This window comes from Janthinobacterium sp. CG_23.4, assembly GCF_029892305.1.
In the GTDB taxonomy this organism is placed as follows: domain Bacteria; phylum Pseudomonadota; class Gammaproteobacteria; order Burkholderiales; family Burkholderiaceae_D; genus Janthinobacterium; species Janthinobacterium lividum_D.
The window spans coordinates 633,831-646,639 of record NZ_JARXUX010000001.1 but is presented as its reverse complement, the minus strand read 5'-3'; the positions used below and the strand labels follow the sequence as shown (position 1 = coordinate 646,639).

General features: G+C 60.3%; 11 protein-coding genes and 1 other RNA gene. 1 reads left to right on the top strand and 11 read right to left on the bottom strand.

All coding sequences use genetic code 11. The annotated features are described in order from the left end of the window. Positions 1–247: 247 nt before the first annotated feature. Positions 248–609: RNase P RNA component class A (gene rnpB / locus H4V96_RS02930), an RNA gene on the bottom strand. 199 nt (positions 610–808) lie between these two features. Between rnpB and H4V96_RS02925 the strand changes: the two genes are divergently transcribed. Beyond that, complete coding sequence (locus H4V96_RS02925) at positions 809–2,512, top strand: thiamine pyrophosphate-binding protein (protein ID WP_029496155.1); 1,704 nt, start codon at positions 809–811, stop codon at positions 2,510–2,512. Positions 2,513–2,818: 306 nt separating this feature from the next. On the opposite strand, the gene H4V96_RS02920 is transcribed toward H4V96_RS02925, so the two are convergent. From H4V96_RS02920 to H4V96_RS02875, 10 genes are all read right to left on the bottom strand, one after another. Further along, positions 2,819–3,346, bottom strand: a complete 528-nt coding sequence (locus tag H4V96_RS02920) for a hypothetical protein (protein WP_196856235.1) — start codon at positions 3,344–3,346, stop codon at positions 2,819–2,821. 150 nt (positions 3,347–3,496) lie between these two features. Beyond that, positions 3,497–4,567, bottom strand: coding sequence for a porin (locus tag H4V96_RS02915; RefSeq protein WP_196856236.1), 1,071 nt, complete (start codon positions 4,565–4,567; stop codon positions 3,497–3,499). Positions 4,568–5,533: 966 nt separating this feature from the next. Continuing rightward, a complete protein-coding gene (locus H4V96_RS02910; RefSeq protein WP_196856237.1) occupies positions 5,534–5,989 on the bottom strand; it encodes a nuclear transport factor 2 family protein in 456 nt (151 codons plus the stop codon). Then, positions 5,986–6,753 (bottom strand): SDR family NAD(P)-dependent oxidoreductase, encoded by a 768-nt coding sequence (locus tag H4V96_RS02905; RefSeq protein WP_010394914.1) that lies wholly within the window; start codon positions 6,751–6,753, stop codon positions 5,986–5,988. Before H4V96_RS02905 ends, H4V96_RS02910 begins: the two co-directional genes overlap by 4 nt. After that, on the bottom strand, positions 6,750–7,301 hold the full coding sequence (locus tag H4V96_RS02900) for a DUF3833 domain-containing protein (protein ID WP_043460729.1): 552 nt from the start codon (positions 7,299–7,301) through the stop codon (positions 6,750–6,752). The genes H4V96_RS02905 and H4V96_RS02900 overlap by 4 nt, the downstream gene beginning before the upstream one ends. A 5-nt stretch (positions 7,302–7,306) precedes the next feature. Continuing rightward, a complete protein-coding gene (locus H4V96_RS02895; protein ID WP_010394909.1) occupies positions 7,307–8,578 on the bottom strand; it encodes an MFS transporter in 1,272 nt (423 codons plus the stop codon). Beyond that, positions 8,575–9,123 (bottom strand): chalcone isomerase family protein, encoded by a 549-nt coding sequence (locus H4V96_RS02890; RefSeq protein WP_010394906.1) that lies wholly within the window; start codon positions 9,121–9,123, stop codon positions 8,575–8,577. The genes H4V96_RS02895 and H4V96_RS02890 overlap by 4 nt, the downstream gene beginning before the upstream one ends. A gap of 2 nt (positions 9,124–9,125) precedes the next feature. Next, positions 9,126–10,295 carry a cyclopropane-fatty-acyl-phospholipid synthase family protein gene (locus H4V96_RS02885; RefSeq protein WP_280721172.1) on the bottom strand — a complete coding sequence of 390 codons (1,170 nt, stop codon included), beginning with the start codon at positions 10,293–10,295 and terminating at the stop codon, positions 9,126–9,128. Between the two features lie 74 nt (positions 10,296–10,369). Further along, positions 10,370–11,167, bottom strand: coding sequence for a DUF1365 domain-containing protein (locus tag H4V96_RS02880; RefSeq protein ID WP_010394902.1), 798 nt, complete (start codon positions 11,165–11,167; stop codon positions 10,370–10,372). Beyond that, the gene (locus tag H4V96_RS02875) at positions 11,157–12,467 is read right to left on the bottom strand and encodes an FAD-dependent oxidoreductase (RefSeq protein ID WP_280720681.1); all 1,311 of its coding nucleotides are present in this window, start codon (positions 12,465–12,467) and stop codon (positions 11,157–11,159) included. Before H4V96_RS02875 ends, H4V96_RS02880 begins: the two co-directional genes overlap by 11 nt. Positions 12,468–12,809: the final 342 nt, after the last annotated feature.

The window sequence follows — 12,809 nt, the reverse complement described above, 5'->3', positions numbered from 1 at the left end:
TGACGCTTGCCGGCGCTGTTTTCCGGGGCTAGCCTGAGGTGGATATACGATTTCGACACAGCGGCAATTATTTGTTACAGGGAAACTTTAACCAATTGTTCATTTTTTAGTTGTATATACAACTTTATCTTAATTGCTATATTTTTAGAAACAAAAAAAGCCCCTCTGCAGGGGCTTTTTGGGTGGTGCACAGCAGGAAAACTGCCGTGACCGATACGCTCCCTGGCAGACCAGGGAGCAAGAATTCAAGTGAAGCAGGCCGGTAGGCCGGATTTTGTTACGGCGCCTTCCCTTGCAGGTTGGTGCTATGACAGTCATTCCTCTAGGCGCCAAATTACTCGGGCGCTCAAGCTTTCTACCCGCACGCTCCGCGAGCAGCATCATCGCGTGCCTATTTGAAATTGCACCAGGTGGAGGTTACCGCGTTTCACCGTAACTTAATACGCTCGTCTCTGTGGCCCTATTCCTCGCCTTATACTCCCCCGGCATACAAGTACGCCGGGTCGGCTTTCGGCGGACGGCCGTTAACCGTCACCCCGCTCTATGGAGTCCGGACCTTCCTCCCGCCAGCGCATTGCTGCGCCGACCAGCGACTGTCTGGCCTGCTTCACCGCTCATTGTACCGCGCCGCAGCATGTTTCTGCAAAAGAGCGGCGCGGCAGTCGGGGAATTATGTAATTCGGTGTCGCCATTTCAAAAGCCTGAGCAAATCGGCTCACATAGAATGGGGCAAGCTGCTTGCATGCAAGCGCATGCGCAGCGCTTGCCCCACTTCTTTGCCACCCCACTAGAATATAAAGAGCCGAACATGACGCAACTATCCCGTACCGGCGGCCAGATCCTGGTCGATGCCCTGCAGATCCATGGTGTCGACACCGCGTTTGGCGTGCCTGGCGAAAGCTACCTGGATGTGCTCGACGCCCTGCATGACTCGGGCATCCGCTTCATCATCAACCGCCAGGAAGGCGGCGCCGCCTTCATGGCCGAAGCCTACGGCAAGATGACGGGCAAGCCGGGCATCTGTTTCGTCACACGCGGACCGGGCGCTACCAATGCCTCGATCGGCGTGCACACGGCTTATCAGGATTCCACCCCCATGATCTTGTTCATCGGCCAGGTGGGCAATGATTTCGTCGACCGCGAAGCGTTCCAGGAAATCGACTACCGCCGCATGTACGGCCAGATGGCCAAGTGGGTGGCACAGATCGACCGCGCCGAGCGCATCCCCGAGTACCTGGCGCGCGCCTTCCAGGTGGCCACCAGCGGGCGCCCAGGCCCGGTGGTGCTGGCCCTGCCGGAAGACATGCTCATCTCGCTGGCCACGGTGGCTGACACGCGCGCTTACCAGCCCGTGCAGGCCGCGCCATCACAGACGCAGCTACAGCAGCTGCGCGCCATGCTGGCCGCCGCAAAGCAGCCGCTGGTCTTGCTGGGTGGCACCACCTGGACGCCGCAAGCGTGCGCCGACCTGCAACAGTTCGCCGAAGCGAATCACTTGCCCGTCGCCTGCGCCTTCCGCTTTCAGGATTTGCTCGACAATGCCCACCCGAACTATATCGGCGACGTCGGCATCGGCATCAACCCGACACTGGCTGCGCGCGTGAAAAATGCCGACCTGGTCATCGCCATCGGCCCACGCCTCGGTGAAATGACGACGGGCGGCTACACTCTGTTCGACTCGCCCGTGCCGCGCCAGCGTCTGGTGCATATCCACACGGACGCCGAAGAGCTGGGCAGCGTTTACCAGGCCGAGCTGATGATCAACAGCGGCATGCCGCAAGTGTGCGCCATGCTGGCCGCCATGCCCCCCGTCGACGCTAGCGCATGGAAACACACACCGGCCGAAGCCAAGGCCGAGCTGGCCGCCTATCAGCAGCGCCCGCCCATCTTCCAAGATGGCCAGGCGCCGCTGGACCTGTGGCAAGTGACGCAAGAGATCATGGCGCAAGCGCCGCACGACACCATCCTGACGAATGGCGCCGGCAATTACGCCTCGTGGGCACACCGCTTCTACCGCTACGGCGGCATGCGCACGCAACTGGCGCCGACGAATGGCGCCATGGGCTATGGCGTGCCGGCGGGCGTGGCGGCGAAGATCGTGCACCCAGAACGCACCGTGATCACCTTTGCCGGCGATGGCGAATACATGATGAATGGCCAGGAACTGGCGACGGCCGTACAATACCAGGCGGGCGTAGTCATCATCGTCTTCAATAACCAGATGTTCGGCACCATCCGCATGCACCAGGAACGCGATTACCCGGGCCGCGTCTCCGGCACGACCTTGCACAACCCGGATTTTGCGGCACTGGCCCTAGCGTATGGCGCGCATGGCGAAGTGGTGAACACTACAGCAGAATTCGCCCCTGCGCTGCAGCGGGCGCTGGCGCACGCCACGGCGCACAATTTGCCGGCCTTGATCGAGCTGCGCTATGACGGCAACCTGATCACGCCGAACGCCACCCTGGCCACCATCCGCGCCACGGCGGAAAAAGCGCAGGCAGCCAAATAAGCGTGCTGCAAGGCGAGAAACAACAAAGGCCCGGTCGATACCGGTAATGCCGTTCAGTTAGTGTGTTAGTGGTGCTATTTTTAGCCCAAGAACCAGGACAGGGGTCGGACCCTGAGGGTCCGACCCCAGCTCTTTGCCTCTGGGGTTAGCAAATTTACTGGCGCTCATAAATCACGCCAAAACCCTTAACTGAACGGCATTACGGTCGATACCGGGCCTTTTTCATGCGCAGGTGAACACAGTATCAGGCGACGGGCGCCTCGCCGCCACCCTGCACCGTAATGCTCTATCTGGCCCTATCCTGCACTATCCTGCACTATCTTGCGCTGGCAACTGCGCCGGCGCTTCCGGCAGCGGCGGACATGGCGTGCAATGCTTCAAGGGACGGCCAAAATCGCGCACGCGGCTCAATTTCATGGGCATGCGCACATTGCCGCCACAGTAATCACCGTCCAGGGTCAGGGTTTGCCCATCCCTGGAAAACTTGCCGACGATGGTGCGTTCTTCGCTGTCGGCACCGGCGATGGTGAAATCGAAGGCGCCCGTGGCGGCGTTGAGGTTGACGTCGTTGGCGACGATAGGCCAGCTCAGGGCACCGGCCGTGAATTCATAGATGACGGAATCGGCCTCGGCAAAGCGGTGCAGGGTCACGCGTTGGCCGCCGATTTCGCCGCTATCTTTTTGCAGGCACAGGTCCGAGTAGACGCTCACGCCATAACGTTCCAGTCCAGCGGGCTTCTTGCCCTTGGCTGCGGCGAGGGCGGCACCGCTGGCACTGGCGAGCAGCAGCGCGGCCAGCATGGCAGCCAGGCGCGGCGAGGTGTATGCATACATGGCATTCCTTTACTTGAGTAACAGCACCATTATAACTGGCGCCGCACATGCAAAAACGCGCCGCCAGGCCGAAGCCAGACAGCGCGTTTCTTTGCTTGCAGCATCCCCGAAGGGATGCCTTGGCGATACTAAGCTTCGCTTGCGCGAATATTAGAACGAGTGACGAACACCAACGTTGAAGGCTTTGTCGCCCGTACCAACATTGCTGTTGTTACCAACGGTGTAGCCAGCGTTGTTTTTGTTCTTGATCTTAGCGTACGAAGCGTAGGTGCTGGTGCGCTTCGACAGAGCGTACGAGTAGCCCAGTGCCCATTGATCAGCGTCAGCATTGAAGCTGGTTTTGTCGTTCGTGCGGATGAACGAAGCCATCACGGTGCCAGCTGGACCAACAGGTACGGTTGCGCCGACCAGGATGTTGTTGCTGTCGGTGCTAGGAGCTGCCGACAGTTGGGTCAGGCTGTACGCGTTACGATCGCTGTTGTTACGCATTGCGCTGCCCGTGCCTTTGTTTGCGCCGTATGCGACGTATGCTTTCGCAACTGCGAAATCGTAGTTAGCGGCTGCCAACCAGTTGCGGCCACTGCCCGCTTCTTTGGTTGCGGTGTCGTTGCTGGTGTTGTTGTAAGCCAGACGAGCATTCAAAGGACCGTTCGAGTAACCAACCGACGCGCCGATTTTGCGGTCGATTTTGTTCGACTCAGCTTTTTCGCCGAAGCTGTAAGCCACGTCAGCGTCAAAGCCGTTGAAGTTAGGCGAGGTGTACAGCACGGTGTTGCTGGTGCGGGTGTTCGCTGGGAACAGGTTCTTGGCGGAACCAGCGTAGCCAGCTGCGAATGGATCAGCAACTTTCGACAGGGTGTTGTACCAAGGCGTGTATTGTTGACCCAGGGTCAGGGTACCGGTGGTTTTGCTGCTCAGGCCAACGTAGGCTTGACGATTGAAGATCGAACCAGTTTTGTCTTGCGTACCGCTGTCAACGTTGAAACCCGATTCCAGAACGAACATTGCCGACAGGCCGCTGCCCAGATCTTCAGTACCTTTGAAGCCCAGACGGGAAGCCGAAGCAACGCCGCTGTCCAGTTTATTAACATTGCCTTTAACGCCGCCGCGCTCGCTGACGAAACCAGCGTCAACGGTACCGTAAATAACAACGCTCGATTGAGCTTGGGCTACGCCAGTGGCTGCTGCCAGGACTGCCAGGGTGATCAGAGTTTTTTTCATTGCGATTTCCTTTAATTTTTGAAGCAAAAAGTAATACAGCCTATGCATCTCGAGCTGCGCTCTAACAGAGCGCTTTTTATGAGTGAGGGCAAGGTCTCCACCTGCCACATTGCTGTTCCGATCAGGGGAACATTCATGTCGATATCGGCACGCTATTGCGCCGATAAGCTTGAAGGCTGCATAACGACCGTCATTCGTGCGCCGGTTCGGTGCTCAAATGGCACCGGAAACGGCACTATAACCAGCGCTTCACATTCCATCAAGTTCCCACATGTTACTTCCGGTACCAGTCCGGGGGCCTTTTCAGGTATCCCGAGCATCGCCAACCGTACTACGCGACAGGGCTAGCGCCCCTTACCAAGCAATGCATGGACCTGATTAACCATTCCATCATAGCGCATGGCTTCATGCCATCCGTTGTATTAGTGCAACAGTATCAGGCGAGTGATTAAAACATCAACATGCTTTAGCCACGATTTCCCGTCGAAGATTTGCGCGACAAAGCACTCAATTTGTCAGGTGATCGTGGATAAACGGGAAGAAGCATACACGGCATCGCCAATATTTGCTGCCGGATGCACAAAAGTGGGAAATGACGTGCCCTTTTTTGGTGCGTTGCCGCATTATTCAGGGGCGTAGGGACAAATTTTCACGTCGACGTACATGCAAAAAAAATAGCCAGAGTATTAACTTAATTACTGACTTAACGGTAACTTAAATTATGCGCGCAGAAATGTTTTCCTTGTTTTCCAGTGCGTGCACCGGCTGGCCGAAAGGAAAGGATGAGGACGACTCTTGCTTGCAAATTGCGCATCAATTGAAACAATTTCTTACAATGTTGCCTTCTCAATATTTTGATATATTTGTGTCAAAAAAACTACACATTGATCGAAATCACGTTTCCCACGGTGCGGTTTCACGCAGTGCATCTTTTGCTTTTTTGCTTAAAAGCATCAAAAAGCACGCTCAGCGCTGACTTGCTCGCCGGAGCATGCGCATAAAACCGCCCAGCAGAGGCAGTTTTTCATACAATTCTTCGGCGGCATCCCAGTAATCGCGGTGCAAGACCACCCGCCCCTGCGCATCGAAGCGCACATGTGTTGCGCCGCGAATACATTGTTCGCCAGATACCAGGCGTTTCATGCGGAAACGAAACTCCCACGTCAGGAAGGCTTGCGCCCCCTGTCCCATACTTTCCAGCACGACAAACCGCGGCACATCGACTTGCACGAACATATGCTTGAAGATGGCCAGGATGGCGGCATGTCCCGCCACTTCGTTGAACGGGTCCTTGAAATGCGCGTGTGGTGCATACACGTCGCCCAGCTGAGCCAGGCTATCCATGCTCAAGTGCTCGTAAAACGCCACCAGGCGCGCCAGCGCAAGCTCCATCTGCGCCGCGTCCAGCATGCTGGCGCTCATAGGCCCGTCACCTTGCGGATCAGCCAAAAATAGGCACGGTAGGGCAACAGCCGCGCCAGGCGCAGCATATTTGTAAAGCGTTTGGGAAAGTGAATGTGAAACTGGCCCCGTTCGATGCCGTCGAGCATCGCGACGGCCGCGTCGTGCGCCGTCATCAAGGCAGGCATCTTGAAATCATTGCGCGCCGTCAGCGGCGTGGCGACAAAACCGGGATTGATTTGATATACATCAATCCCACGTCCGTGCAAATCCAAATACAGCGACTCCGTCAGGTTGATCAGTGCGGCCTTGCTGGCACCATACGCCAGCGCTTTCGGCAAGCCGCCATAACCGGCCACCGAGGCAACGATGCCGATGCCACCACTGCCCTGGCGCAACAGCCACGGCAAGGCCTGCGCCAGGCAATTGAAGACGCCGCCCACATTCAAGGCCAGCAAGCCCTGCGCCGCGTCCAGGTCGAAATTATCGGCGCGCATGGATTGATAGCCGCCAGCGACCACCAATATCAGATCGATATGTGCCCACTGCTGCTGCAATTGCGCGCAGACGCCTTGCAGTTGCGCGGGCTCGGTGATATCGAGCGGCAATGCCTGCGCCAGCGGCTGCCCCTGGCACAGCAGCTCCAGGCTGGCACGATGGCGGGCGGACAAGGCCACGCACGCGCCCTGCTCCAGCAGCAAGGTGGCGCACGCGGCACCGATGCCACTGGAGGCGCCGATGATCCACACGTGCTTGCCGGCCCAGCTGCTGATCTTGCGATTCATGGGGCCGCCTGTGGGCGCTTGCTAAACGATAAAGTCACAGCGCCCAGGTTGAAGCCGAATTTGCTCATGGCAGCACGGTTGAGCATAACCTTCTCATCCATCAGAAACATCCAGTCTTCGAAGTCGACGTGGTAGACCGTGCCATCGACGGGCAGCGCCAGCACGTATTGCCAGCGCAGCGCATTGCCGGCCACTTCGCCGGTGGCTTCTCCGATCACGTCGGGCGCCGTGCCGATGAAGCGTCCGGGCGCCGTCTTGCGCAGCGTCCACACGCGCCGCTGCTTAGTGCCGTCCGAATACGTGAAATCCTCGTCCAGCGTGCCGCTGTCACCCACCCAGCTGGCCCGCATGACCACCGTGAAGCGCTTGACCACCTTGCCCGAACGGTCCTGGAAAATGCCGTGGGCATCGAGCGTGCCATTGAAGTACTGTTGCAAATCGAGCACGGGCAGTTCCTGTGCGTAGGTGGCCGGCGTGGGCGGCGTGGAGCAGGCGGTCAGCGCCAGCAGCAAGGCCGTCGCCGTGATACCGCGCCGGTAATATTTCATGAGCTTCATCGTCGCTTCTCCCTGGGTTGACTATCTATATGTTGTAAAGGCGCGCGCCACAGCAGCAGCGCCGCCAGCAGTTTCAGCGCACAGGGCAGCAAAGCGTAAGCCGCCGACAAGGCTGGCAAGCCACTGCTGCTGCCCGGCACATAGCCGAGCCAGGCCAACAGGGGCAAGGCGATGCCGGCAGCGAGCGCCAGGCTCATTTGCACGCCCCAGTTCCACCAACCGAAATACGCCGCCTCATGCCGACCGGCATGGCCTGCCGCGCCGATCAATCCCGCCAGCAGGGCCGGCGGCAGGGCCAGGTCGGCGCCCAGTGCCAGACCGGACAGCAGGCAGATGCTGGCAAAGCCCCAGGCCGCGCCTGCCTCAAGGCCATACGCCCAGACAAACACGGAGGCGGCCAGCAGCATGGCGCCGCCCCACGCACGCGCTTCGCCAAAGCGGCGCGCCAGGGCCACCCACAGGGGCATCGACGCGGCTGCCGCGCAAAAATACACTATCAGGAATGGCCCGGCGTAATGCTCGAGGCGCAAATAGTCGCCGGCAAAGAACAGGAACAGGGTGGCGGGAATGGCGGCGGCCACGCCATTGACGAGCAAGACGGCGAACAGCCAGCGAAATGCACGCTGGCGCAAAGGAAGCTTCCAGCCGCTACCAGCGACCACGCCTGCGGCACTGCGCAAGGCCGGGCGCGGCGCTCGCGCCAGCAGTAGCGCACCCGTCGCCAACAGGCAGACGGCAAAGGCCACTGACAAGCCATCATAGCCGAGCACGGAGGTCAGGGCCGCCGCCAGGATCACGCCGAGCAAGCCGCAGCCTTCGCGCACGGCCGCCACCCGCGCCCGCTGCGTGGGTGCCTGGCTCAGGGCCGCGCCCCAGCTCTGGTGCGCGATGCCGGCCAGGCCATAGGCGGTATATACCAGCAGCAACGATGCCAGGAACCAAGCCAGGGTGGCCCCATGCGACAGCGATGGCGGATGGAACAGGGCACCAAAGCCCAGCAGCAGCAAGGGCAGCGCGGCACCGACAAACACGGCATAGCTGCGCCCGCCGCGCGCCATCCAGGCCCCCAGGGCCGGATCGATGAAGGCGGCAGCGATGCGCGCCGCCAGCAGCACGGCGCCAATCTGCGCCAGATCAAGGCTGCTGCGCTGCGCGTAAAACGGCGCCACATAAATGTAAATGGGCAGCGCCAGCATGGCCAGCGGCAAGCCGAACAGGCCATACTGGAACAAGGCCGGCAAGGTCAACGCGCTGGCACCGGAACTCATGGCAGCGGTGCCGCATGCTGCAACAACGCACCGCGTAGCTTGGGCGCCGTCGAAGCGGGCGACAGCCAGATGGCGAAGAAGGCGCGCGCGAAATCGCCATCGCTCACGTCGGCCAGCACCTTGCCATCGAGGTAAAAGCGCACGCCGGGCGAGATACCGGCCCGGTAAGCGCCCGCGATGCGCTGGTCTTCCTTGACGTCAGGAAAAATACGCTGCATGGTCGCTAGCCACCCCAGGCGCTGGGCCTCGGTGCCGACGCCAATTTTCTGCATCTGTTCATAGCTGGCCTCGGCGATCTTGTTGCCATCGAGAGCGCGCGCGTAGCGCAATTCCAGCACAAAAGGTGCCGTTGCCGACGCGGTGCCCTGATAACCCTGCGTACCGACCCAAAGCTGCGCCCGGTAAATACGCATGCCGAACCACTTATACTCGCCCTCACCCGCCAAGCGAGCCTCGGGCACGTCGGCATTCACAAAGGCCGGCGGCGCGGCCACGGCAGCGTACATACTCAAGTACAACACAATAGCAACAAGCAAACGGCGCATGATTACTCCTTGACCAAGGTAAATTGCATGACATCGGTGTTATGCGCCTGGAAGGCAGCCTCGCAATAGGCGAGGTAAAACTCCCAGGTCAGCAGGAAACGGCCGTCGAAAGCCTGCTTTTCGAGCGCCGTGCGCTGGGCCAGGAAGCTGGCGCGCCACAGGCGCAGGGTTTGCGCATAATCGAGGCCAAAGCTGAAGGCGTCCACTACGCGCAAGCCTCGCGCTTCGGCGGCGCGGCGAAACTCGGTCGGCGAAGGCAGCATGCCGCCCGGGAAGATGTATTGCTGGATAAAATCGGTGCTCTTGCTGTAGCGCTCGAACAAGGCGTCGGCGATGACGATGGTCTGGATGCAGGCGCGTCCGCCCGGCTTCAGGTTGCGCGCCACGCATGCGAAATAGCCGGGCCAGTAGCTTTGTCCCACCGCTTCGAACATCTCGATCGAGGCGATGGCATCGTACTGGCCATGGCTGTCGCGGTAGTCGCACAGCTGCAAATCGGCCTGCGCCGCCAGCCCCGCATCTTGCAGGCGCTGGCGCGCATACGCCAGCTGTTCGGTCGACAAGGTCAGGCCCGTCACGTGGGCGCCGTAGTCACGCGCCGCCGTTTCCGCAAAGCCACCCCAGCCACAACCAATTTCCAGCACGCGCTGGCTCAGCTGCGGCTGCAGTTGCAGCTGGTCGGCGATACGCCGGTATTTCGCAGCCTGCGCCTGTTCCAGGCTGGCGCCTTCGGTAAACAGGGCGCTCGAATACGTCATCGACGGGTCCAGCCACAGCTGATAAAAGGCGTTGCCAATATCGTAATGGGCATGGATATTCTTCTTGCTGCCGGCGCGCGAATTGCGGTGCAGCAGATGGCGCATCTTGTAAATCAGGTTGCCCCACCAGTTGCCGTAGATCAGGGACTCGATCTGCGCACGGTTGCGTATCATCAACTCGATCAAGCCCGGCAAATTGTCGGTGCGCCAGCCGCCGGCGATAAACGTTTCGGCAAAGCCGATGTCGCCCGAACGCAGCACGGCCGCACACAGGCGCCAGTTGTGCAAATCGAGGGTAACGGGATGGCTGCCATCGCCATACAGCACGATACGCCCATCCGGCGTGCGCAGGCGCAGGGCACCGCCTTGCAATGCTTCCAAGAGGCGCACAATAATGCGCCCGGCGGCGGGCATGTCCCTCTGTTCATGGACGGGCGCGGGAGTAGGGCTGCGGCGCCCATGCAGGCCGGTCGGCAAGGAATCGGAGCTCATCGGGACACCTTTTCTTGTGGAGGTAAGGGTTTGCTGAAAAACGGGACGCGGCGCAGCCACAGGCGCAAGGCTTGCCAATGGATGCGCGCCATCACGCCAAACGTCATCAGTGGGTAGCGCAGCAAAGCCCAGGCGATGGCGCCATCGCGCAGCGGCTGCGCCGTGCCGGACAAGCTCGTTTCCAGAATCGGACCGTCGAGATCGTCGTAATCGACCCGCGCCAGGTGGCGCTCGCCGTCCTGCTCGCTGTTGCGCAGGAAACGGAAACGGTACGCCCCTTCCACCTTGCAAAACGGCGAGACATGAAAAATCTTCTTGGCACGCAACTCGCTGCCATAAGCGATGACGGCGCCGTGCTCGAGCAGGTACAGATGGCGCTCGCCAAAGGTATTGCGCACGTCGCACAGCACGGCGCGCAGCGCGCCGTCGGGACGGTGGCAAAACCAGAAACTGATGGGATTAAAAACATAGCCGAACATGCGCGGCATGGTTTGCAGCCAGATTTCACCATCCGCGTCCAGCACGCCATGCTGGCGCAGCAGGCCATCGATCCACGCCAGCAACGGTGTCGTGCCATCGCCATGGTCGCTGTCGCGAAACGCCAGCACATTGGCGCCGTTGCGCGAAATCATGCGAGCCGGGAAATCCTGGTTGCCCAGGCTGCGCAAGGGCAAGCGCAAATAGAACATGCCATAACTGAAAACATGCGTGCGCGGACGCAGCCGTGCATGGCGCACCCGTCCCAGGCACAGCTGCGGCTGCGCCGGCGCGGCTTGCGCGGAATCACGCGGCATGCACCAGCTCCGCAGACGCCAGGCCCAGCAAGCTTTGCGCCACGCCCAGGCCCGACTTCAAGCCATCTTCATGGAATCCATACCCGGTCCAGGCACCCGCAAACCAGGTGTGCTGCGCACCCTGGAAACCGGCCAGGCTCGCCTGGGCGGCAATGGCTGCGCCATCAAACACCGGGTGGGCATAGGAAAACTCGTCGATGATGGTCGCCGGGTCTGGTTCGTCGAGTGGATTGAGCGAGACGATGACGGGCGTGGAAAATGGCAGCGGCTGCAACTGGTTCAGCAAATAATGCACGCATACCTGCGGCGCCTCGCCGTGCGCGGCCGGCCTGCCCTGGTAATTCCAGGCCGACCAGGCGCGGCGGCGTTGCGGCAGGCAGGATGTATCCGTGTGCAGCACGGCCCGGTTGGGCTGGTAGCGCACGGCTTCGAGTACCTTGCGCTCGTCGTCGCGTATATCGGCCAGCAAGGCCAGCGACTGGTCACTATGGCAAGCGAGCACCACGTGATCGACATGCTCGACGCCCGCAGCCGTGTGTAGCACGACCGTGCGTGCGCCGCCGTGCTGCTGGCGGCGCACGGCCGGTACGGGGCACGCCAGACGCTGCTGGGGGATGCCCTCCAGCAATTTTTCCACATACACGCGCGAGCCACCGCGCACCGTGCGCCATTGCGGCCGGTCACTCACTTGCAGCAAGCCATGGTTGTGGCAGAAACGGATGAACGTGGCGAGCGGAAAGGCCAGCATCTGGCGCGCCGGACACGACCAGATGCAGGCGGCCATCGGCAGCAAATACCAGTGGCGAAATTCGTCGCCGTAGCCGTGCAGGTCGAGAAAATCGCCCAGCGACATGGCCGGCCCCGGCACGCTCGCCGTAGCCAGAGCGCTGGCCTGGCGGTTGAAACGCACGATGTCGCGCAGCATGCGCAAGAAGGCGGGGCGCAGCAGATTGCTACGCTGGGCAAACACGGTATCGAGATTGGCGCCCGCCCATTCCAGCACGCGGGCATCGGGCGTGGTGCCCAAGGGCATTTTGACGGAAAACGACATATCGCTATCGGCTGCCTCGACACCGAGCTCCTGGAACAGTTGCACCAGGTTCGGGTAAGTAGCGTGGTTAAACACCAGAAAACCCGTGTCGACGCCATGCGTGACGCCGTCGAGCGTGACATCCACCGTATGACTGTGACCGCCAAAATACTCACCCGCCTCATACAAGGTCACATCCTGGCCAGCCTGCGCCAGCCGATACGCGCAAGACAAACCGGCAATTCCCGCTCCGACGACGGCGATTTTCATGGCTGCACCCGTTTCATGTTTTCCTTGGACGAAATAAGTTCATAGTCAGTCAAATATTGACCTATGTCAATCGGCTCCTTGAGCCATTCTAAAACTTATACGCCGACAATTTTCAATTGGATTCAGCTATTTGCAGCGCAGCGATGGCAGAGATACATACCGCGCGTATTCTGTTGGCATGCGAGCCTATACAAATATTGTGCAAGCGCTGACTGGATCGCGGATTTCGGATAGCCGCGCAATGTTGCCAATCGAACAGTAAAGCATGAAGGGCTGGGCGCGCTCTGGTAAAATAGTCCGCAACAACAGTGTCCGGCGCCGCCGGGCCTTAGGTCAGCACCC